At 42.9% G+C, this 22340-nt stretch carries 21 protein-coding genes; 14 read left to right on the forward strand and 7 right to left on the reverse strand.

Going from position 1 to position 22340, the window contains the following annotated elements; genetic code table 11:
- Positions 1-15: 15 nt before the first annotated feature.
- The 4 genes from KJS58_RS08475 to KJS58_RS08490 form a co-directional block, all read right to left on the reverse strand.
- A complete protein-coding gene (locus KJS58_RS08475) occupies positions 16-1128 on the reverse strand; it encodes a YheC/YheD family endospore coat-associated protein (RefSeq protein WP_249717034.1) in 1113 nt (370 codons plus the stop codon).
- The gene (locus KJS58_RS08480) at positions 1125-2498 is read right to left on the reverse strand and encodes a YheC/YheD family endospore coat-associated protein (RefSeq protein WP_213532103.1); all 1374 of its coding nucleotides are present in this window, start codon (positions 2496-2498) and stop codon (positions 1125-1127) included. The genes KJS58_RS08475 and KJS58_RS08480 overlap by 4 nt, the downstream gene beginning before the upstream one ends.
- Positions 2499-2606: 108 nt before the next feature.
- Positions 2607-3722, reverse strand: a complete 1116-nt coding sequence (locus KJS58_RS08485; RefSeq protein ID WP_213532104.1) for a YheC/YheD family endospore coat-associated protein — start codon at positions 3720-3722, stop codon at positions 2607-2609.
- Positions 3723-3753: 31 nt separating this feature from the next.
- Positions 3754-5121, reverse strand: coding sequence for a YheC/YheD family endospore coat-associated protein (locus KJS58_RS08490; protein WP_213532105.1), 1368 nt, complete (start codon positions 5119-5121; stop codon positions 3754-3756).
- Between the two features lie 194 nt (positions 5122-5315).
- Between KJS58_RS08490 and KJS58_RS08495 the strand changes: the two genes are divergently transcribed.
- The 3 genes from KJS58_RS08495 to KJS58_RS08505 all read left to right on the forward strand — a co-directional run bounded on the left by KJS58_RS08495 (position 5316) and on the right by KJS58_RS08505 (position 7577).
- On the forward strand, positions 5316-5666 hold the full coding sequence (locus KJS58_RS08495; RefSeq protein ID WP_213532106.1) for a YlbF/YmcA family competence regulator: 351 nt from the start codon (positions 5316-5318) through the stop codon (positions 5664-5666).
- A gap of 148 nt (positions 5667-5814) precedes the next feature.
- Positions 5815-6084: a hypothetical protein gene (locus tag KJS58_RS08500; protein ID WP_213532247.1), complete on the forward strand. Its 270-nt coding sequence runs from the start codon at positions 5815-5817 to the stop codon at positions 6082-6084.
- 155 nt (positions 6085-6239) lie between these two features.
- The gene (locus KJS58_RS08505; protein ID WP_213532107.1) at positions 6240-7577 is read left to right on the forward strand and encodes a DRTGG domain-containing protein; all 1338 of its coding nucleotides are present in this window, start codon (positions 6240-6242) and stop codon (positions 7575-7577) included.
- A gap of 20 nt (positions 7578-7597) precedes the next feature.
- On the opposite strand, the gene KJS58_RS08510 is transcribed toward KJS58_RS08505, so the two are convergent.
- The 3 genes from KJS58_RS08510 to KJS58_RS08520 form a co-directional block, all read right to left on the reverse strand.
- On the reverse strand, positions 7598-7909 hold the full coding sequence (locus KJS58_RS08510; protein ID WP_213532108.1) for a YtpI family protein: 312 nt from the start codon (positions 7907-7909) through the stop codon (positions 7598-7600).
- Between the two features lie 105 nt (positions 7910-8014).
- Positions 8015-8500 (reverse strand): sporulation membrane protein YtrI, encoded by a 486-nt coding sequence (locus KJS58_RS08515; RefSeq protein ID WP_213532109.1) that lies wholly within the window; start codon positions 8498-8500, stop codon positions 8015-8017.
- Between the two features lie 18 nt (positions 8501-8518).
- Positions 8519-8845 carry a YtrH family sporulation protein gene (locus KJS58_RS08520; protein WP_191798628.1) on the reverse strand — a complete coding sequence of 109 codons (327 nt, stop codon included), beginning with the start codon at positions 8843-8845 and terminating at the stop codon, positions 8519-8521.
- A gap of 155 nt (positions 8846-9000) precedes the next feature.
- Here KJS58_RS08520 and KJS58_RS08525 point away from each other — a divergent pair, with 155 nt between their 5' ends.
- The 11 genes from KJS58_RS08525 (at position 9001) to mdh (ending at position 22204) form a co-directional block, all read left to right on the forward strand.
- A complete protein-coding gene (locus KJS58_RS08525) occupies positions 9001-12708 on the forward strand; it encodes a DNA polymerase III subunit alpha (protein WP_213532110.1) in 3708 nt (1235 codons plus the stop codon).
- Positions 12709-12907: 199 nt separating this feature from the next.
- The gene (locus KJS58_RS08530) at positions 12908-13399 is read left to right on the forward strand and encodes a phosphatidylglycerophosphatase A family protein (protein ID WP_213532248.1); all 492 of its coding nucleotides are present in this window, start codon (positions 12908-12910) and stop codon (positions 13397-13399) included.
- A gap of 168 nt (positions 13400-13567) precedes the next feature.
- Positions 13568-13756, forward strand: a complete 189-nt coding sequence (locus KJS58_RS08535; RefSeq protein ID WP_191797943.1) for a glutamate decarboxylase — start codon at positions 13568-13570, stop codon at positions 13754-13756.
- Positions 13757-13967: 211 nt separating this feature from the next.
- The gene (accD, locus tag KJS58_RS08540; protein ID WP_213532111.1) at positions 13968-14858 is read left to right on the forward strand and encodes an acetyl-CoA carboxylase, carboxyltransferase subunit beta; all 891 of its coding nucleotides are present in this window, start codon (positions 13968-13970) and stop codon (positions 14856-14858) included.
- 1 nt (position 14859) lies between these two features.
- Positions 14860-15825 carry an acetyl-CoA carboxylase carboxyltransferase subunit alpha gene (locus KJS58_RS08545; protein WP_213532112.1) on the forward strand — a complete coding sequence of 322 codons (966 nt, stop codon included), beginning with the start codon at positions 14860-14862 and terminating at the stop codon, positions 15823-15825.
- Between the two features lie 140 nt (positions 15826-15965).
- The gene (gene pyk, locus KJS58_RS08550) at positions 15966-17381 is read left to right on the forward strand and encodes a pyruvate kinase (protein WP_213532113.1); all 1416 of its coding nucleotides are present in this window, start codon (positions 15966-15968) and stop codon (positions 17379-17381) included.
- 108 nt (positions 17382-17489) lie between these two features.
- Complete coding sequence (locus KJS58_RS08555; protein ID WP_374705798.1) at positions 17490-18008, forward strand: acyl-CoA thioesterase; 519 nt, start codon at positions 17490-17492, stop codon at positions 18006-18008.
- A gap of 6 nt (positions 18009-18014) precedes the next feature.
- Positions 18015-18410 carry an FxsA family protein gene (locus KJS58_RS08560; protein ID WP_213532115.1) on the forward strand — a complete coding sequence of 132 codons (396 nt, stop codon included), beginning with the start codon at positions 18015-18017 and terminating at the stop codon, positions 18408-18410.
- A 305-nt stretch (positions 18411-18715) separates the two neighbouring features.
- A complete protein-coding gene (gene citZ, locus KJS58_RS08565) occupies positions 18716-19828 on the forward strand; it encodes a citrate synthase (protein ID WP_160032941.1) in 1113 nt (370 codons plus the stop codon).
- Between the two features lie 126 nt (positions 19829-19954).
- Entirely contained in the window at positions 19955-21250 is a 1296-nt protein-coding gene (icd, locus tag KJS58_RS08570) for an NADP-dependent isocitrate dehydrogenase (RefSeq protein WP_213532116.1), read from the forward strand.
- Between the two features lie 12 nt (positions 21251-21262).
- Complete coding sequence (gene mdh, locus KJS58_RS08575) at positions 21263-22204, forward strand: malate dehydrogenase (RefSeq protein ID WP_213532117.1); 942 nt, start codon at positions 21263-21265, stop codon at positions 22202-22204.
- The last annotated feature ends 136 nt before the right edge of the window (positions 22205-22340 follow it).

The following is a 22340-nucleotide window of genomic DNA, read 5'->3' on the forward strand; positions in this document are numbered from 1 at the left end:
AAAGGATCACCTTCTCTAATTTTCTATTTGTCTCGCTAAATAGGTACAGTAATGAATGATTCGCTCGAGTGATCGCTTGCGTATCAAAGGCTCATCGAATTTCATCGGTTTTGCATTGGCTTCAAAGAAACAGATGCCTCCGCTGGGGTTAACACCAAGATCCATAGACATCTCGCCAAGTTTATGACCTGCTGCCTTTTCCACTTGTTTTGCAATAGTGATGGCGGTCTCTTTCACATGATTCATAATTTGGCTTGCTCTTTCTGAACCGAATACTTCGGACAACAGTTCATATGGATCCTCCACGCTGCCGCCGCGGGGAACATGTGTGGTAATACTTTTTAGTCCAGCAAGTCTAGCTCCAATTCCCGAGAGGCTCCATACGCCTTTGTTGTTCTTTTGGACCAGTACGCGAAGATCAAAAGGCCGGCCTTTATAGGTGGCGAGTTTGATTCCTTGCTGAATGATATATTTGCAATCTTCCGTTTCTAATTGGACTCTGTTCCAAAGTTTCTGTAGAGTAGCTGCCTTGTAAGTCACACTTTTTTTGTTATCTTGTATCCGAAGTATATAAGGCAGTTTTTCTTTTTGCTGAAAAGTAAGCCGCATAATTCCTTTGCCTGCTTTCCCATTTTCTGGCTTTAAATAAACATAAGGATATTGCTCCAGTACTTTTCCTAATCCTCGCCGGGTTCGAAGTCTTTTGGTATAAGGGATAAAATCACGGGTAGACTTTCCTTTACTAAGCCATTCAAACAGATCCCATTTATTAAAAAAATAAGGATTGAACAGAGTGATGCCTGGATGATCCAGACACTCCTGTATTTTTTTCTTTACCAATGGATCTTGTTCATCTTCCCGCTGAGGAATACGATTATAGATCACCTGAGGAAGGGGGAACAGGTCTTGGACCCATTCCTTTACGTGTTCATCATAACGATATCCTTTAATTTCTCGAGAAGACAGCTTCAGGTCGCGAACGGTTACGATGTATACGGAACAACCAAGCTCTTCACCGGTGTTGATAATGTCACGAAAATTGTTGCGATTTCCTCGAAAGAGAAGCTTCTTATCATGCATGGTCAGAATCGCAATAGTAGGCTTCGTGTCCCGGATCTCGCCAATCACAAATCTTCCCTCTGATGGAACTGACTTAGATATAAACAGTGGTCTACTATGTGTTCCACCGATGCTTTCCCCTCTGTTCTGAGCTGAGGGTGACGGAAGATCGATCGCCCTGGTTTTGCGTTCGCTTCGAACATCCATACGTGTTCCTCCTGATCAATGCCAAGGTCAAATCCGATTTCACCAAGAACGTGCTTATGATGAAATTCAATGGCCTCTGCAAGTTTTATAGCGACATCTTTTGTTTTTTGCAAAACTTCAGATGATCTGCTGCCAAATGTTTTGCTGAGCGCTTGTTCTGGTGTCATTAAAGAACCGCCGTTTTTTATGTGGGTGGTAATGGATCCTTTTCCGGCTTTTTTAGCCCCGATCCCCACGACAACCCATTTGTTGTTTCCATTCTTGTGCATGTGAAATCGAAAATCGATAGGGCAACGGTCAATTTCTATGAGTCTAATTCCTTGCTGTGCAACATAGTCATGAGACTCCGAGCCAATTTTTGTTTTTAACATTCGGGCAAGGCTTTTAAACGTCTTAAAGCGCAAAAGTACATTACCGCCTGCTTTACGATAACGGCAAAAATATCCGCGGCTCGGCAAATAGGTCAATCGATAGATACCTTGACCCAGGCTTCCGGAAGAAGGTTTATAATACACAATTTGATGTTTTTCTAACATTTCATTGATAAGCTCCATGCTTGGATTCAGATGGGACTCGGGTACATAACCATTGACGGTTTGATCATCTTCGAGGAGTTTGTATATATCTGATTTATTAAAGAAACTCCAGTTAAAGAAAGGGATGTTTTTACGTTCAAAACGATCTCGGAGCTGGTTAGTAGAATACGAGAAATCAGATCGTCTGCTCGGCAGACGATTATAAATCACATCAGGAAGCGGTACACGCCTTCTGACAAATCCGCCAGAGCTGTTAAGGAAATACCCGTTTACCGTTTCACTGCTCCAGTCAATATCTCGAGGTGTAAAACCAAATGTGTACGATTTCTGATTTCCTTCTCTGAGTAACTGTTTCACAAAGCCGGTTCTTGAACCAAAGGGTTTGGTAGCAGAGGGGGGGCCATCCGATAAAATCCCAATTAGTGGTCCGAGATGCACTTCGTCTCCTTCGACATTTTTTACAAGGATGCCGCCGGTTGTTGGTACCTTAATCGCACTGCGAACACCACTTGAAAGATAGATATGTTTTCCGCTTTTCTTCATTGGCTTTAGATTTACTTGAATCCGATTTTTCCCTAGCCGGATATGAACATTTTTTTTACCGGATAATTGAAAATTTTTAATGAGGGCATTAGATAGATAGATGATTTTCTCCGGCCGCTTCGTAAAATGCAGATTGCACAATGTCAGGCTCATTTATTTTTATCCTCCTATCCCAAAAACGCAAAGGATTATTGATGTGTATATTTACAGAACTGGCAGTTTGCTTTGGAGGGATTTATTCCATTCTTATTTGTGATTACTCTAATGAATAGGTGATCCTTGTGAACGGAGCAGCAGATAACGAGCATACTCTAGCGGTCGATTACAAGCTTTATTTATACTCTCGGAATCACCGGAGAGAAGGAAGGCGGCGCGCCCTGGTTTAGAGTTCACTTCAAGAATCCATAGATGACCGTTTCGGTCAATGCCGTAATCAATGCCAAGCTCGCTCAGTCTTCCATAGCGGCTTTCTAGAATACTCGGAATGAGAGCAGATAGTGTTGCTGCTTGTGCGAAAAGGAGAGAGGTAGTTTCTTTTCCGTATTCTTGTTCAAGAAAGGTGTGGGCAATCTTTGCTGTTCCGCCGCCGTGAAGATTGGAGGTAAGACTGCCCGCCGTGCCTTCCCGAATAACCAGCCCGCTAAGGTCCCATTGTCCAATACCATTTTTTTGTACCAAAGCTCTAAGGTCGAATGGTTTCGTATCTTTATTCATGAGCGGCAAAAATGGCTGGATAATGTAAGGTTTAGTGATGAGAATACGATGCAGCTGTGCAAGGCCGGAAGAGAGATGAGAGAATCGTTTCTCGAAGCTCCGGTTGTACCGGTTTCGTCCCTGAATGTATAGAGTTTGCTCTGCTGAAATCCACTGAGCCCTCACGGTACTTTTGCCATGGGATCCTGCTTGCGGTTTCAGAAAAACGCCATCCGGATGTTTTTTTAGCCATGTTTTCAACTGATCTTTAGAAGTGTAAAGTTCAGTCTCGGGTAAATGTTTATGCAGTATTTCATATGATTTTAGTGTCTGATATACATGCCATTTGCCTGGCAGTGCTCTGGAGAGAAACCGGATTTTGCGGGAAGCAGATTTGCTTGCCTGGCGTAATCTGCGCCGAAATACTCCAGGAACTGGAGTGAGACAACGGTCGTAAATCAGATCAGGCAAATCAATCGTTTCCTGAGTCCAGTTCTCATTTACATAGCGATATGCTTGATATTTTCCATTGGGTGCAGACCCTTTAGGAGTAATAACCACGACGTCCATATCAAATTTATTACTTTCCTGACATAACCTTTGGCAAAAGACTTCATCCGCAAAAGGAGGTGAACCTTCTCGTTCATTAACGAGAACTCCGAGAGTACCGAGTGTTCCTTGCATATCTCATGTTCCTCCTTTCTGATGTATGGATTTAGAAGCCTGCCAAGTAGGCAGAATATTCAAGCATTGCTTTTACAGAAGGGCGTATCTTGTTATCCGAAAGCGGTGTGTTATCATTTTTGGAAGGTTTGGAATTCACCTCAATAAGCCAAATGTTTCCTGACGTGTCCATAGCAAGATCAATACCGAGTTCTCCAAAATGAGCTGGGATGGTTTCTTCAATGGCTGCAGCAATATCAAGAGCCGCTCGGCGCATTTGCGCAAGGGCATTTTTTTTGACTTCCGGAGGAAGCGGCGTTTTATTGACCGCTTCTTTTAACGTACTAAGTGAGCCGCCTCTAGCCAGATTCGACACAAAATGGCTTCCTCCGGCGATCCGCGCCACAATAGAGGTAACCTTCCATTTTCCTGTGTTATTCTTCTGGACCAAAGCCCTGAAGTCTACCGGTTTTTTCCCAATATCAATAAGCGGAATCCCTTGCTGAATTTGAAATTTTGTTGTTTTCATCTTTCCTGATAATCCTGTGAAAAGTTTGGCTAGAGTAGGATAAGTTTGTTTCTGTACCCCGCCTACTAAGGTGGCATGAGTCAGGTAGGAGCCGTCTGTTTGCCGTGAAATCCGAATAATACCTTTGCCAAGACTGCCCCGTACAGGTTTTAGAAATACAACGGGATGAGCCAAACACATACTTTTAAATCTAGAGAAGGACTTAAGTAAGTGGGATTCAGGCAAATATCGTTTAAGTCCAGCATTTGTTTTCAGCGCTTCGAATACTTCATGCTTATCGAGAAATTTCTCATTATACATCTGTGTTCCGTACAGGGATTTTACTTCCTTCACAAAATGCTGTACGCTAGGTTTATTCTCAAGTTTGCGTGAAGTAAGCCGATTATTGATGACGTCGGCTACTGGCATGACTGTTTTTTTCCAGCCATCATCGTAAATCCAGCCATCGATTTGCCCAGTTACCGTTTCGACGTGACTTGGAGTAATGAAATACACATACGCACCCTGTTTTTGACACGCACCGACCAGTTCTCTACAGAACATGGTGATTGAACCAAAAGGTTTTTCAAGCTGTTCCGGGTAGTCTCTGCTGATTAGAACACTAATGAGCGGACCAATACGTAGTGTACGGCTGTCGGCATGATAACGAATTTGAAGGACAGAACGGTTAATGAGACCCAGTTTCTTAGCTAAGGAGGGACTCATCCGCATCCCTTCGTATTTCGGGACGGAAAGAACGGTTACTTCCTGATTGAAACTTCCGAATGCGAGGATTAACGGACGTCCAGTGGGGATTTTCCATTGCTTGAGAAATTTATCCCCGAGCATCACGACGTCATCCTGCAGAAGGCCAGATCCGCTTATTTGGATCGCTACTTTTTTCTTTGACATCGTGGATCTCCTTCCAGGGGGCAAACAAGATGTCTGTTTTAGGGTGGAATGGGTAATAGAACAATGCATGTGATTCATCATATGAGGACATATATCCCTTGGTGATTGACCTGCTTTTTAAAATTGTTTTTAACTTGCCTGAAACCTAACCTAAAAATGAAGTATTATTTAAAATCAGCTGGGAGGAATTATTAATGAATGTTCATGACAAAGCTAACGAACTTGCAAAAGTACTGAAAGAAAGCGAAGAAGTACAGGAAATTACAGCAGCTATGAAATTGGTGGATGCAGATCCAGACAGCAAACGTATGCTCGAAGACTTCCGCAGACGCCAAAACGAAATTCAGCAGCGCATGATGTCAGGTGATATGCCGGCTCAAGAAGAGATGGAACAAATGGAAAAATCATTTGAAGTTCTTAGTCTGAATCTTAATATCCGCAGACTATTTGAAGCTGAACGCCGCTTGAGTGTGATCATTGAAGACGTGAACAAAATTATTATGGAAAGTCTGCAACATCTATATGGCGGACCTGCAAATCAGTAGGATCAATTCTCTGATTTCTCACGCTTCCTAATTTGTCCACATATTTACCACTTCTCATTCATAGAGTAGATATATAGATTCATGAGAAAGAGGAGTGAGAAATGTGGTAGGAAAATTAAAATTATCGAAGGCAAAACATATTTTCTACATGCTTATTGCCGGTGGAATGACGATTTATGCCTTGCCTAATCTTTCGTTTACCGGATGGAGTGCTGCATTCAGTGCTACTTGGTTAGCTTTTGCCCTTCTTGTTATTGGTGCAAATCTACACTTTATTCTGGGTGTAGACGAGGAGAAGAGAAAAGCACTTGACCGGGTACGTAAATCTAAACTTCGTCAGTGGGAACTGAAGTGGATGGAAGATAAGGAGAGTGGGAAAACGGTGAAAATTGTTCCTGCTAAGGAGCGTTCACAGTGAATTTTCACGCGCGAGGGTTTGTTCTGTAAGCTGGAAATGGCTTCAGAACAGCCCTTTTTTGCGTTTCTATGAAAACCTATTTTTGGTTATTTTATGTAGTTCATGATATAATGAGTACAGACTAGTACAGTTCCGAAATAAAGGGGTGTAACAGATTGGAAGGGAACGAAGAAACGGTTACGAAGCATGTGCAGCTTCTTGAATACATAAGGCAATTAAAAATTGGAACCAAAATATCAGTTCGTGGATTGGCAAAAGAACTTGGTGTAAGTGAGGGAACGGCATACCGGGCTGTAAAAGAAGCAGAAAATGCGGGACTTGTTGTTACGAGAGAAAGAGTAGGAACGATAAGAGTAGAGAAAAGATTGCGCGGTGCTTCAGAACAGCTGACGTTTGGAGATGTAGTAGAGATTGTAGAAGGGTATGTTCTGGGAGGCAGAGAGGGGCTTTCTAAGCCACTCCACAAGTATGTTATCGGTGCAATGAAAGAAGAAGCAATGGCCAAATACATTGATGCTGACAGCTTGCTCATCGTAGGAAATCGGGATAATGCCCATTTGCTGGCTTTAAATCAGGGGGCCGGGGTGCTGATTACAGGAGGATTCGAGACGAGTTCAGAAGTAATCCAGCTTGCGAATGAGCTGAGCCTTCCTATTATTTCATCCCGACATGACACCTTTACAGTAGCATCTATGATCAACAGGGCTATTTTTGATCGGCTGATTAAGAAAAAAATTATGCTCCTCGAAGATATCGTAGGAGACAAGCCCAGATCATATTATCTTAAACTTAGCAGTACGGTTTCCGATTTCAGCAGGCTGGTTCTGGAAACAGGAGAACTCCGTTTTCCTGTTATAGATGAATGGAATCGGGTCATCGGGATTATTACTCGCAAAGATGTCATCGAACTCGATCAGAACGAGGTGATAGAGAAATGTGTGGTTCGCAAGCCAGTTACAGCAACCCTCAAAACTTCTCTTGCTTCTGCGGCTCAGTTAATGGCTTCGGAGGGGATTGATTATTTACCTATTGTGGATCGGAATCGGAAGCTCATTACCTCCGTCAAGCGCAGAGAAGTGCTGGATGCCATGCGAGAAGCGCAGAAACAACCGCAGCTTGGTGAAACGTTCGATCATTTGATATGGAATGGGTTTGTAGAAGAGCGAGGTCCCGAAGGAGACACTAGATATAATGGGATTATAATTCCGCAGATGGCTACGGATTTAGGAACGATCTCGGAAGGTGTGCTTGTCAACTTAATGACGCAGGCGGGTTATAAAGCTGCTCAGGAGAAGACAGGCAGTGATCATGTACTGGAGAATATAACAACTTATTTTGTCCGGCCTGTACAGATTGAAGACAAGATTAGTATTGTGCCGAGAATTCTTGAAGTCAGCAGACTTAACTGTAAATTGGATATTGATATTATCCATGAAGATCATAAGTTAATCTGTAAAGCAATCATGACCCTTCAAGCGATTGACCGGGTATAAACTATAGCGAAAAGTCCGCCTTATACAGGGGACTTTTCGCTTTTTTGATTCGCATAGTAACTGTGGTTACGAATACCGGAAAATACATGGAATGCGCCAAGAACAAGAAAGATAGCTTCGATGATGACGGCAACCGTAGACCCTTGAAACATGAACATCTGGATACATGCCAGTACAATCAGCATGATACCCATCGAAATATTGCTGAGCGCTTGTAAAAGGCCTCTTTGCTGCAGATCACGTGACCGTCTGCTGCGAACACTAGAGATACCCGCGGTGATCGTAGAGATGAGCAGCAGTGCGAATAAAACGTATCTAATGATATCTAGCATGGTTGGTAAGACAGCTCCTTTTTGGGAAAAATATACATGTCGTCCTCATTGTATCATGAATTTCCTCTAGTATATTGAAAAAATTCCCATAGGATTTAGGCTTCCTTAACGAAAGGATGGCGTGATTTCGACCCATACTTGAAGCACACCTTCCATAACAAGCATGGTTGTAATTTTGACAGAGTAGGGCTTCTCTCTCACGGTGTATGTTTTTTTATCCATCATAATTCGGGTCATTTTACTATACTCATCGATGTTATATACATCTCTGCCCCGCAGCACCTCAAGTTCATCGCCTAACAGTTGTATAATCTCCTTCACAGAAACCGAGTCGGGGATCTTGTCTGATTCTTCTGCACGAATATTAATTTCTTTGATTACGGTTTGTCGTTTACTGTATTTTTTTAAGGTTTTTATATCTTCAATATACTGTTCTTCTTGAATCTTTAAATCTTTGTTCTCCAGCCACAGCTCATTGTAACTTGCATGAAACACAGCATTGTAGACGACGCATCCGATAATCATACCCAGCACAAAGACACCGGATAATTGTATAAAAGGACGTATAAGATAGGTTGGCGGTACACGCATGAGACGTTTACCTCCTTCCTAGTTTCGTGTTGTACATATCCATTTGACTAGCTCTGTCCCCATATGAGCACCTAAAAAAGCAAAAATCAGATACAAGATTTGTTTAATCGCAGGAGATAAGTTCCCATCCAGCATATTACTTTCTATGACACGCATGGGATCAATCGTTCCACCGACAGCAGCGGCCAGGGCCCAAATTTTTATTCTGCCTGCAACATCCAGCATCGTCTGGGTAGGAGGCTGAAGGGAAACGACCGCACCGACTCCGCCGAGCATTGCCCCGCCGAGTACAATGCCAAACGCAATAAAGAAATCAAGGATAATCTTAGACATGAAACTCATAATGTGGTCCGGCTCCTTTCTGTCCTCCTTCGTTTGAATACTAGAAAGGAAGGACACAGCTTGCTTGTACTCTATTCTATGGGCGGAGCCTGCCTTGTTATGATAAAATAGAAAAGATAAAATACGTGAAATATGATTAAGGGAAGGATGTAACGGTCATGAGTTCATTTGTGCATTTACATGTTCATAGCGAATACAGCCTGCTTGACGGTGCTGCACGGATTGTAGAGCTCGTGGACAAGGCAGCGAACGACGGGATGAAGGCTCTTGCTTTAACAGACCACGGGGTCATGTACGGAGCAATCCCTTTTTATAAAGCATGTGTAGCAAAAGGAATCAAGCCAATTATCGGCTGTGAAGCTTATATAACAGCAGGTTCTCGTCATGAACGGGGAAACCGCAAAGATCAACCCATTTATCACTTGATATTGCTTGCTCAGAATCATATTGGTTACCAAAACATAATGAAACTTTGTTCGATAGGTCATTTGGAAGGATTTCATTATAAGCCTCGAATCGATATGGAGAGCCTCGCGGAATATAGTGAAGGAATCATCTGTTTAAGTGCGTGTCTTGGAGGAGAGATTCCGCAGCATGTACTCATGGGACGTATAGATGAAGCTAGAGAGGCTGCTATTCGTTATAAAACGATATTTGGAGACCGCTTCTATCTTGAATTGCAAGATCACGGTCTCGCTGAACAGAAACGAGTGAATCCTGAACTCATTCGTCTATCAAAAGAGCTGGATATTCCGCTTGTTGCAACGAACGATGCTCATTATCTGTCTGAAGAGGATGCGGAAGTTCAGGACGTACTCATCTGCATTGGTACGGGTAAAACCGTGGATGATGAAGACCGGCTTCGTATCCCCTCAAGCCAGCTCTATTTAAAGAGCAGTGAGCAGATGCAAAGTCTGTTTCCGCATGTACCAGAAGCGATTGAAAATACAGTACGGATCGCGGAGCGTACCAACTTGCAACTTGAGTTTGGAAACTATATTCTGCCGGCCTATAGACCGATACCAGAAGGACTCACACCAGGCGAGTATCTTAAACAGCTATGTGAAGAAGGACTTAGATCACGATATGAGGATACAAGCCACTTTAGCAGTGAAGAAGGGAAAAAGGAACTATTTGACCGGCTGTATTATGAGCTTGGTGTAATTGAAGAAATGGGTTTTTCTGATTATTTCTTAATTGTTTGGGATTTTATTGCCTATGCCCATCAGGAGGGCATTGCAACCGGACCAGGACGGGGTTCCTCAGCGGGAAGCCTTGTCGCTTATGTTCTACGCATTACGAATGTCGATCCGATAAAATATCGTCTTCTTTTTGAAAGATTCCTAAATCCAGAGCGGATTACGATGCCTGATATCGATATTGACTTCAGTGATGAGCGAAGAGATGAAGTTATCGACTATGTATCCAGAAAATATGGACGCGAGCATGTCGCACAGATTATTACCTTTGGAACACTGGCTGCGAGGGCAGCAGTAAGGGATGTGGGAAGAGTACTCAGCATTCCGTATGCAGAAGTTGATAAAGCAGCAAAACTGATTCCAGGTCAGATTGGCATGAATATTGCCAAGGCGCTCGAACTCACTCCTGAGCTCAAAGCACTCTATGAAACCAAGCCCAAAACAAGAGCACTGCTGGATATGGCGAAAAAAGTAGAAGGCATGCCAAGACATGCTTCGACACATGCGGCTGGTGTTGTCATATCGAGAGATCCGCTGACAGATGTGGTTCCTCTTCAGGAAGGCAGCGAAGGAGCAGCGCTGACGCAGTACTCTATGGAAAACCTAGAGTCCATTGGTTTGCTCAAGATGGACTTTTTGGGACTAAGAACTCTGTCTATCATCGAACGCTGCTTGAGCTGGGTTAGTGAACAGGAAGGCAAAGCTCCAGATTTTCGGTATATTTCTGATGATGATCCGAAGACCTACGAAATGCTGGGAAATGGGGATACGACAGGCATTTTTCAATTGGAATCTGCAGGAATTCGGAAGGTGCTGAAGGATCTTAAACCTTCTGTTTTTGAAGATATCATCTCGGTACTTGCTTTATATCGTCCGGGTCCAATGGAATTTATTCCTAAGTATATTCAGGGTAAGCATGGACTCATTGAAGTGGAGTATCCGCATAAAGATCTCATCCCTGTTCTAGAAGATACGTACGGTATTATCGTATATCAGGAACAGATCATGCAGATTGCTTCAAGCATGGCTGGATTTTCACTTGGAGAAGCAGATTTGCTGCGCAGAGCTGTGTCCAAGAAAAAAAGAGAAGTGCTTGATCGTGAACGAGAACACTTTGTTAAAGGAAGTGCAGCGCAAGGATATAGCAAGGAAGAAGCGGATCAAGTCTATGACATGATTGTTCGTTTTGCCAACTACGGGTTCCCGCGTGCGCATGCGGCAGCCTATGGGATTTTGGCATTTCAAACCGCTTATCTGAAAGCACATTATCCTGCACCATTTATGGCTTCCATGTTAACTGCGGTCATGGGAAATCACCGGAAAGTAGCGGAATATGTCGTCGAATGCAGACGAATGGGCATCCCGATTCTTCCGCCTGATGTGAATGAGAGCGGGATTTTATTCACTCCAATCGTAGGACATAATGGAGACTCTCTTGGAGATGATCCGGCTAAAGAAGAGAAGCCGCAGGGATGTATCCGATTTGGGCTGGCTGCCATTAAAAATGTCGGAACTCAAGCGATGGAGAGTATCCTTGCTGTTCGCAGCAAAGACGGTCCATTTGTAAGTTTGCTTGATTTTTGCAGAAGAGTAGACCTTAGAGTCTGCAATAAACGTGTAATTGAATCTCTGATTCAGGCAGGTGCTTTTGACAAGCTTCCAGGCCACCGGGCACAGCTGCTTGCCATGCTGGATGAGGTGGTGGAAGCGGCACTGAAATGGCGGAAAGAGCGAGAAGACTTACAGATTCAACTTTTTGATTTTGTAGAAACGCCAAACTGGGAGATTGAGTATCCGAATATCCCTGAACATAGCATGTCACAACAACTTGAACTCGAACGTGAACTGCTTGGGCTTTACCTCTCTGGACACCCGCTTGACGATTATAGTGAAGTTTTGGAGGCAGAAGAAGCAAGCAAGCTGATGGAACTTGCAGATGTCGAAGATGAGTCAGTGGTTGTTACCGCAGGCATGGTTGTATCGGTCAAACAGATTACGACCAAACAAGGAAAATCGATGGCCTTTATGGAGCTTGAGGATCAGATCGAGCGGACAGAAGTGGTTCTTTTTCCAGAAGTATGGCGAAAAAGCGCACAACTGATTGACAAAGGTGCGTTACTTGCGATTCGAGCTAAAGTACAGCTTCAGGATGAAGGATTTAAGCTCCTTGCTGACGAAATAGCTCCTTTATCCAGTGAGAACCTACATCGTCTTGCCTTACAAAAGCAGCGAAGTACAGGGCGGCAGGATAAAAAATATGGTTCCTCTGTTCAGACGAAGACAGCTACGTCTCCTCTGTCGCAGCGAACTCCCGAAGCAGCGAACCGTGCTACAGTGAATACATCGCCTAGGGGGACTTCTATTGCTTCTCACAAAGCGAAAGGGACAACTAAGACGGGGTCAGGAAACGAGTCAACACCTAAACTTAACGTGCGTGTAAAACAGCGGGTGTATATGAAGATAACATCAGCAGCAGAAAAGTCAGGTGTCCTTACAAAACTGAAGGCTGTATTACAGCAACATCCCGGACCTGTAACAACTGTTTTATTCTATGAAGAGCACAGGTCTTATAGAGCATTAAGTGAGGCTTATAGTATCAAACCTTCTCCTGAACTGATTGCCGGGCTTGAAGAAATTCTGGGTAAGGGAACCGTCGTAGTGAAGTAATACTTGTGATTAAGCAAGAGTAAGGTCTTGTGAAAATGATTCATTTAACGTACTTTTTACGAACAATTTCCATCCCGGCTGCATACACTTAGGAACACCAAACATTTGGTGCATTTTTAAGTAGATGGTTTGCTCTCACTTTGGTATAGACCTTTTCAAAATGAGACAATCATGGCTACAGGGATGGGGGAATCAGCGGATGTCATATGAAATTGTGGAAGCGATGCTGAAACGACGAGGTGTGACGATTGAATCGATTGCAGAGATCGTATTCACCCTTCAGAAGAAGTTTCACCCGGAACTGAAAGAAGAAGAGTGTGTGGAGAGTGTTCGTGCGGTTTTATGTAAACGGGAGGTCCAGTATACACTTTACACAGGAATTGCACTGGATGAGCTCGCAGAGAAAAAACTGTTACCGCAGCCACTTCAGGCACTGCTCGAAGCTGATGAGCCCCTTTATGGTGTGGACGAGACTCTAGCACTTGGTATTACTAGTGTATATGGGATGATTGGTCTGACGAGTTTTGGTTACTTAGATAAAGAGAAAATGGGGATCATTGAAACACTGAATGACAAAAATTCAGGAGTTCATGTTTTTTTGGATGATTTAGTTGCAGGTCTTGCCGCTGCCGCATCTGCAAGAATTGCTCATAAGAACATCAGCGCCAAAAATTATCCTTTTAATCCATAAATAAAGGTTTATCTTAAGTAAAAATAGGCGAAAACAATAGTTACATGAATAGGTAAAAATACATGAATCATTCTGCCTCCAAGCCTTTCTTGCGAAAAAAAAGAGAGTTATGTTATCATTAAGCCATTATGCGAGCTTTGATCATAGGGCTTAGGGGGCGGAAATGGCATGTGGACGGTGATATATATTGCACCGACAGCGAAAATTGCTGACAGACTAAAAACTCGGCTTGCGGATGAAGGATTTCTAGTACAGACCCGTCCCATCAGTTTATCCAAGCAACAGTATGAAATTCTCGTTCCCTCCGGTGAGTTAGAAGAGGTTCAGGAAGTACTGAATTCCATCTTGCATTCCTAAATGAAGCAATGGAGTTCTATTCTTGTTTGCGGACCTATTTTATGCGGCAGGGAATTTAAAGGAAAGAGCGAACGACTCCCTTGTCTGTGTGTGTCTGTCTCCTCTTTTTTTTGCGTATAGGCACTTTTTATGTTTGCCCATGCTATGTTGTTAATGGCTGGTCATATCTAGACTAGCAAGCCATCAAATTTACGGCTGAAGAGGTGTAGTTGTGTTCAAAGATATATTCCAGAAAAAGCGGAAATACGCGACCATACCTTCAGAGCGAACAGGGCAGAATGATGCTCCTGAAGGAGTGGACCGCCCAAGACGTGAGGTCCCGGAAGGGCTCATGAACAAGTGCAGTAAATGTGGCACGATTCAATATAGTAAAGAGCTTGAAAAGAATCTGAAAGTCTGTCCTTCGTGCGGCTATCATATGCGTTTAAATGCAATGGAACGTGTCAAGATGACACTTGATGAAGGCTTTATCGAATATGACTCGGATATGGTCTCAGTGGATCCATTAGAGTTCCCAGGTTACAAATCAAAGCTTGAACAACAAACCATGAAATCAGGTCTGAAGGATGCTGTAGTTACTGGTGAAGGCAGCATAGATGGTCATCCTGTAGTGGTCTGTGTTATGAGTTTTGACTTCTTTTCGGGAAGTATGGGTTCGGTGGTTGGCGAAAAAATCACAAGGGCTATAGAGAAAGCGACCCAGAAAAAGTTGCCTCTGATTATCTTCTCCACATCCGGAGGAGCTAGAATGCAGGAGAGTATCTTAAGTTTAATGCAGATGGCTAAGACAAGCAGTGCTCTTGCAAGATTGGACGAGCAGGGGGGACTGTATATCTCTGTCATCACTGATCCAACAACAGGCGGTGTGTCTGCCAGCTTTGCTATGCTTGGCGACATTAACATTGCGGAGCCAGGAGCTATTTTTGGATTTGCCGGCCGAATTGTAATTGAGCAAACTATTCGTCAAAAGTTACCGGATGATTTTCAAACTGCTGAATTTAACTTGCAGCATGGACAGCTCGATATGGTAGTACATCGTAAAGATTTACGGACTACTCTAGCCAAATTACTAGATATGCATGAAGTGAAGGGAGAGGTGTAAGTTGGCGGGAGAGTTGCCACATGAAGCGCCCCTTACGGAGATGCGCAAGAAGATTGAAGAGCTTCAGCAGTTCGGTCTTGAAAAAGGAATTGACTTTACAGATGAGGTAAACCGATTGGAAGAGCGATATGCCAAACTTGAGGAAGAAGTATATTCTTCCATCACGGCTCCTCAGAAAATGCATATTGCAAGGCATCATCAGCGTCCAACCTCACTAGATCTTATAACGCTTGTTTTTACCGATTTCATGGAACTTCATGGCGATCGCCTGTTTGGTGATGATCTCGCAGTAGTAGGAGGTCTTGCTAAACTTGGAGGCAGACCGGTGACGGTTATTGGTCAGCAGCGAGGTAAAGATACCAAAGATAACATTGCACGATTTTTCGGGAGCGCTCATCCGGAAGGGTTTCGAAAAGCACTTCGTTTGATGCGCCAAGCGGACAAGTTTGGTCGTCCAATCATTACGTTTATTGACACTAAAGGTGCTTATCCTGGTAAAACAGCGGAAGAAAGAGGACAGTCAGAAGCAATTGCTCGCAATTTAATTGAAATGGCGAAGCTGTCAGTACCTGTCATTTGTGTCGTAATTGGAGAAGGTGGAAGCGGCGGAGCATTAGCGATGGCCGTTGGAAACCGGGTACTTATGCTGGAGCATGCCATTTATTCTGTAATTTCGCCTAACGGTGCAGCTTCTATTCTGTGGAAAGATGCCGCGAAGGCAGACCAAGCAGCAGAAGCTATGAAGATTACAGCACAGGATCTAATAGAGATGGAAGTTATTGAAGACATTGTTCCTGAACCTAAAGGCGGAGCTCATCTTGACTACGAAGCGACAGCCAAATCAATTAAACTAATGATTGAGCAGCATCTTTCCGAGTTAATAAGTATGACAGGGGAAGAACTTCGTCAAGATCGATACAACAAATTCCGCAAAATCGGAAAGTTTCAAGAAAATTTAGAAAAATAAAAGACCCTCTTTTAGAAGATTCTTCTTTCGGCAAAGATTAATATGACAAAGTTCCTATACAAATGACGAAATTTGTAGTAGATTTAATTGTTGGAAAAGGATATATAAAGAGAGTCTTGAAAACGGAGGAAACTACAAAAATGCGCAAAACAAAAATTGTATGTACCATTGGTCCTTCCAGTGAATCGTTGGAGAACACAAAAAAGTTGATCATGGCTGGTATGAATGTAGCACGTCTAAACTTCTCCCACGGTGATTATGAAGAGCACGGAGCACGTATCAAAACGATTCGTCAGGCTTCTGAAGAGTTGAACAAGACTGTTGCAATCTTGCTTGACACGAAAGGTCCTGAGATTCGTACAGGTAAACTTGAAGTAGAACCGATTGAACTAGTTCAAGATGAGTTTGTTACCCTTACAACCGAAGAAATCCTCGGTACTAAAGATCGTATTTCTGTTACTTATGAAGATCTGCCAGGAGATGTATCTCCAGGATCAACAATTTTGATTGATGACGGTTTGATCGGTTTAACAGTAGTGGAAGTAAATGGCACAGAAATTAAATGCCGCATCGTTAACGGCGGTACGATTAAGAGCAAAAAAGGCGTTAACGTACCAGGAGTTAACATTTCCCTGCCAGGTATTACCGAGAAAGATGCTAACGATATCATTTTCGGAATTGAACAAGGTATCGATTTTGTTGCGGCTTCCTTCGTACGTAAAGCAAGTGACGTACTTGAAATTCGCGAATTGCTTGAAAAGCATAACGCTGGCCATATCCACATTATCTCCAAAATTGAAAACCAACAAGGTGTAGATAACCTTGATGAAATTCTTGAAGCTTCCGATGGTTTAATGGTTGCTCGTGGTGATCTTGGTGTAGAAATTCCTGCAGAAGAGGTACCTCTTGTGCAAAAACGCATGATTGAGAAGTGTAACATTGCTGGTAAACCAGTAATTACTGCAACTCAAATGTTGGATTCTATGCAGCGTAACCCTCGTCCAACTCGTGCTGAAGCGAGTGACGTTGCGAACGCAATCTTTGACGGTACAGATGCAATCATGTTGTCTGGTGAGACAGCAGCAGGGAAATACCCAGTTGAGTCTGTTCTAACAATGGCTCGTATTGCAGAAAAAGCAGAATCTGCTTTAAATTACAAAGAACTTTATAAAAAGCAACGTAGTGCTCAAGAAATCACTGTAACTGAGGCGATCAGCCAATCTGTTGCAATTAGTGCATATGAACTACATGCAAAAGCAATTCTTACTTCAACGGAATCTGGTCATACTGCTCGTATGGTTTCCAAATACCGTCCTGAAGCTCCAATCGTAGCCGTAACAAATGAAGACCGTACGATGCGTAAGCTAGCTTTGACTTGGGGTGTAACTCCTGTTAAAGGTAAACCTTGTGATACTACGGACGGATTGTTTGCAAATGCAGTAGAAGGCGGCAGAAAATCCGGTATTGTAGAAGAAGGCGATCTTGTTGTTATTACAGCAGGTATTCCACTTGGACGCTCTGGTTCTACTAACCTCATCAAAATTGATCATATCTAATCGATATAATTAAAATAAAAGACGACAAAAAGCAATGGGGCCAATGGGTCCCATTGCTTTTTTCACAGTAATGAACCTCTGTAAAGGATGTGAAAACCTATGAGTCCAATAAAGGATAGGGACGGGCAAGAGAAAAGTGCGTGGTTCGGTACTTGTTTTCGTGTGCGTTATCAGGAAAGTGACCAAATGGGCGTTGTGTATCATGCCAATTATGTGAATTGGTTTGAGATTGGCAGAACCGAGATGATCCGCAGTCTTGGGCTGACGTATCGCAGTATGGAAGAAGCAGGGGTGATGTTACCTGTAATCGGTCTCGATCTCAAATACAAAAAACCTGCCAAATATGATGATTGTGTCACCGTTTGGACTCGAATCAATCAAATGAGCAGTGTTCGGCTTACTTATGAGTATGAAGTGCGGAGAGATGAGAGTTTGTCATTACAAGGGCAAAGCCCGATCTCCTTAGGCCCTATCACCTCATCTGCGGAGCTTCCAGGTGAACTTCTTGTTACCGGCACTACGCAGCATGCATGGGTAAACGGTGATTTTCGGCCTGTTAGACTTGATAAAAGTTTTCCGAACCTGTACGATGCATTAAGTAAGGCTTTAAGGCTTGGAAGGGAGTAACCGTACATGCGAAATTGGATGTGGGCTGCGCTTTTAATCATTCCCGGTGTGGAATTGTTTGGATTTATATGGGTAAGTGAAAGAATCGGCGCTGGATCCACGATTTTGTTGATTGTTTTAACATCGCTGATCGGGATCGCGATGATGCAATTTGAAGGCCGTAAAGTAATGCAGGACACCCGAAGAGAAATGCAAAATGGCCAGGTGCCTGGCCGTAAGATGCTGGATGGCCTCTGTGTTTTTGTAGGGGGCATGCTACTTGTCATTCCAGGGTTTGTAACTGATATTATTGGCTTTACTCTTCTCTTTCCGCTGACAAGACCATTATATCGAATCTTTTTATTAAAATGGCTGGAGAAGAAATTGAAAGAAGGAAAAATTAGAATTCATCGGCGATTCTGATTATTTATAGGAGCAGGGAGAATAATTTCTTCCTGCTCCTTTTTATGGTAGGTAAATATATACATAGCAATCCTTATTTGTCAATGAAAGTGGTTACAAAAAAATACTTATGCCTGTGAAAGAAATCTTTGATATCCTTTGAAACCTTCAAATTGTTCACATCATCGACAAAATCCAGTATGATGATGGAAGTGATACTTTTACACATGATGTCTGCAGAGCCTAGAATTTCTTACGAATATTTAATAATGTAACTGTTTTCATTTTGATTAGAACTCTATTTTGTACAAAAGGAGAGGTGTAAAATGACAGCTACCAAAGGACTTGAAGGCATTGTGGCGACAACTTCCTCAATCAGTTCTATTGTTGACGGCGTCCTCACTTATCGTGGGTATGATATTGATGATTTAGCATCCAATGCTTGCTTTGAAGAAGTTGCTTATCTGCTCTGGTTTGGCAAACTGCCGAACAGAATTGAACTTGATAACCTAAAACAGAAGCTAAGTGAATATGCACCTATTCCTGATGCACTTATTTCTCAAATTAAATTATATCCAAAAAAACTAAACACCATGGCGGCTCTTCGTTCTGCCATTTCAGCTTTGGCACTTTATGATGAGAATGCTGAAGATGATTCACAGGAAGCAAATGAGATTAAAGCAGTGAAATTGCAGGCTCAGCTTCCAACTATCGTTGCAGCGATTGCCCGAATTCGTGAAGGAAATGAACCCGTAGCGCCTAAACAGGGTGTATCCATCGCCGAGAATTTCCTGTATATGCTGACGGGTGAAGAACCGTCCGAAACATCTGTAAAAGCGCTTGATCAAGCACTCGTGCTTCACGCAGACCACGAACTTAATGCCTCAACATTTGCTGCCCGAGTGACGGTAGCTACGCTATCTGATATTTATTCAGGGGTGACTTCAGCTATCGGAGCGCTCAAAGGTCCTCTTCACGGTGGAGCCAATGAAGCGGTAATGAAGATGCTTAGTGAGATCGGTTCAGTAGAAAAACTCGAATCCTACATTCAAGACAAACTGGATAACCGCCAAAAGATTATGGGTTTTGGTCATCGGGTATATAAAAATGGCGACCCGCGTGCGAAACATCTGCAAAGAATGTCTCTTGAACTTGGAGAGCAAAAAGGAAATACCGATCTATATGAGATGTCAGTTCAGATTGAAGAGTTGATCACCTCTCAAAAAGGTCTGAAACCGAATGTAGATTTCTATTCAGCCTCTGTGTACACACAGCTTGGTATTGATAGAGAATTGTTCACACCGATTTTTGCGATTAGTCGTGTGTCTGGATGGACTGCTCATATCCTTGAACAACTTTCTGATAACCGGATTATTCGTCCTCGTGCAGAGTATACCGGTCCGACGAATCAGAAGTATATCCCGATTGAACGTCGCTAGTTACTAAGAAACATGTATAATAAAAGAAAGCGCCCTTGGCAATAGTTTCCGTGGAGGAAATTTGTTGCAGGGCTCTTCTATGCCCATGTGATGCTGTAGATTTACAAAACAAGGAGGAAATATATTATGCCAAACTTTGAAAAATTCGTACTCCCTACAGAAGGCGAGCAAATTACGATTGATAATGGACAGCTTCAAGTTCCTAATAACCCAATTATTCCTTTCATTGAAGGGGACGGAACAGGCCGCGATATTTGGAAAGCATCCAAACGCGTACTAGATGCGGCTGTTGAGAAAGCATATAACGGCGAAAAGAAAATTGCTTGGTATGAAGTTTTTGCTGGTGAAAAAGCATTTAATACATACGGTGAGTGGCTTCCTGCAGATACACTTGAAGCAATCCGTGAGTATATTGTAGCAATTAAAGGACCACTTACTACACCAATCGGTGGCGGAATCCGTTCACTGAACGTAGCACTTCGTCAAGAACTTGATCTGTATGTGTGCTTGCGTCCTGTACGTTATTTTGATGGTGTACCTTCTCCGGTAAAACGTCCTGAACTTGTTGATATGGTCATTTTCCGTGAAAATACAGAAGACATTTATGCAGGTATTGAATACCAAGAAGGTTCTGAAGAAGTGAAAAAAGTAATCCAGTTCTTGCAACAGGAAATGGGCGCTAACAAAATTCGCTTCCCTGAAACTTCTGGTATTGGCATCAAACCTGTTTCCTCCGAAGGATCCAAACGTCTTGTACGTGCTGCTGTTGAGTATGCGATTACTCATGGACGTAAGAGCGTTACACTTGTACACAAAGGTAATATCATGAAATTTACAGAGGGTGCTTTCAAAAATTGGGGTTATGAAGTGGCTGAAGCTGAATTCGGCGATAAAGTATTCACTTGGGCTCAGTATGATGAAATCAAAGAAAAAGAAGGTACGGATGCAGCGAATGCCGCTCAAAAAGCAGCAGAAGATGCAGGTAAAATCATTATTAAAGATGCGATTGCGGATATCGCTCTTCAACAAGTACTGACTCGTCCAGCTGAATTTGATGTGATTGCAACCCTCAACTTGAACGGTGACTACCTGTCTGATGCTCTTGCTGCACAAGTAGGCGGTATCGGTATTGCGCCTGGAGCGAACATCAACTATGTAACAGGACATGCTATTTTTGAAGCAACCCACGGTACTGCTCCTAAATATGCAGACAAAGACGTGGTTAATCCAGGTTCCGTAATTTTGTCCGGTGTAATGCTTCTTGAACACTTGGGATGGCAGGAAGCGGCTGACCTGATCTACAAAGGTATGGAAACTTCCATCAATAACAAAACCGTAACTTACGATTTTGCACGTTTGATGGACGGAGCAACAGAAGTAAAATGTTCCGAATTTGCTAATGAGATTATAAAAAACCTGTAAGGAGCGAATCTATTGACAATTCAGCGTAAAAAAATTACTGTCGTTGGAGCTGGGTTTACCGGAGCTACTACCGCACTTATGATAGCTCAAAAAGAACTTGGTGACGTTGTTCTTGTTGACATTCCTCAACTTGAGAACCCAACGAAGGGAAAAGCGCTTGATATGCTCGAAGCAAGCCCAATTCAAGGTTTTGATAGTAACATCGTTGGTACTTCAGACTACGAAGATGCAGCTGATTCGGATATTGTCATTATCACTGCTGGAATTGCTCGGAAACCAGGCATGAGTCGTGATGATCTGGTGAACACCAATGCAGGGATTGTCAAATCGGTTTGTGAAAATATTAAGAGATATTGTCCTGATTCCATCGTTATTATATTAAGTAATCCAGTGGATGCGATGACTTATGCTGCCTATCATGCACTTGGTTTTCCTAAGAACCGTGTTATTGGGCAATCTGGTGTACTGGATACGGCTCGGTATTGCACTTTTATCGCTCAAGAACTGAATGTTTCTGTCGAAGATGTTCGCGGCTTCGTACTTGGGGGTCATGGGGATGATATGGTTCCTCTCGTCCGTTACTCCAGCGTGGGCGGTATTCCTATCGACTCACTGATCTCAGAAGAGCGGATTGAATCCATCGTACAGCGAACTCGTGTTGGCGGTGGAGAAATCGTGAACTTGCTTGGTAACGGAAGTGCCTATTATGCGCCTGCTGCCTCCCTTGTACAGATGACGGAAGCTATTCTCAAGGATAAAAAACGGATTATTCCCGTCATTGCTTATCTGGAGGGAGAATATGGTTACCATGATTTATTTCTTGGTGTTCCTACGATCCTCGGTGGTAATGGTATCGAGAGAATATTTGAACTTGATCTTACAACAGAGGAAAAAGCAGCTCTTGATCAATCGGCTGAATCTGTGCGAAATGTCATGTCAGTCGTATCGGTATAGGACTTATTCTAATAAAAAAATGAATAAATAGTGAATGAATGATAAGGAAATCCTGTAGATGAGCAGGGTTTCCTTTTCTTTATGCTTCATAATCAGTATAATTTGATAGATAGGAATAAAGTCATTCATTAATTGT

Source organism: Paenibacillus sp. J45TS6, assembly GCF_018403285.1.
Taxonomy (GTDB): domain Bacteria; phylum Bacillota; class Bacilli; order Paenibacillales; family Paenibacillaceae; genus Paenibacillus.

Coding starts and splice junctions, on each gene's coding strand:
- KJS58_RS08510 (WP_213532108.1), bottom strand. CDS start 7,909: ATGCTAGATATCATTAGATACGTTTTATTCGCACTGCTGCTCATCTCT.
- KJS58_RS08495 (WP_213532106.1), top strand. CDS start 5,316: ATGAATGTTCATGACAAAGCTAACGAACTTGCAAAAGTACTGAAAGAA.
- KJS58_RS08535 (WP_191797943.1), top strand. CDS start 13,568: ATGTGGACGGTGATATATATTGCACCGACAGCGAAAATTGCTGACAGA.
- pyk (WP_213532113.1), top strand. CDS start 15,966: ATGCGCAAAACAAAAATTGTATGTACCATTGGTCCTTCCAGTGAATCG.
- KJS58_RS08480 (WP_213532103.1), bottom strand. CDS start 2,498: ATGAGCCTGACATTGTGCAATCTGCATTTTACGAAGCGGCCGGAGAAA.
- KJS58_RS08560 (WP_213532115.1), top strand. CDS start 18,015: ATGCGAAATTGGATGTGGGCTGCGCTTTTAATCATTCCCGGTGTGGAA.
- KJS58_RS08525 (WP_213532110.1), top strand. CDS start 9,001: ATGAGTTCATTTGTGCATTTACATGTTCATAGCGAATACAGCCTGCTT.
- citZ (WP_160032941.1), top strand. CDS start 18,716: ATGACAGCTACCAAAGGACTTGAAGGCATTGTGGCGACAACTTCCTCA.
- KJS58_RS08490 (WP_213532105.1), bottom strand. CDS start 5,121: ATGTCAAAGAAAAAAGTAGCGATCCAAATAAGCGGATCTGGCCTTCTG.
- KJS58_RS08500 (WP_213532247.1), top strand. CDS start 5,815: ATGCTTATTGCCGGTGGAATGACGATTTATGCCTTGCCTAATCTTTCG.
- KJS58_RS08530 (WP_213532248.1), top strand. CDS start 12,908: ATGTCATATGAAATTGTGGAAGCGATGCTGAAACGACGAGGTGTGACG.
- icd (WP_213532116.1), top strand. CDS start 19,955: ATGCCAAACTTTGAAAAATTCGTACTCCCTACAGAAGGCGAGCAAATT.
- KJS58_RS08485 (WP_213532104.1), bottom strand. CDS start 3,722: ATGCAAGGAACACTCGGTACTCTCGGAGTTCTCGTTAATGAACGAGAA.
- KJS58_RS08515 (WP_213532109.1), bottom strand. CDS start 8,500: ATGCGTGTACCGCCAACCTATCTTATACGTCCTTTTATACAATTATCC.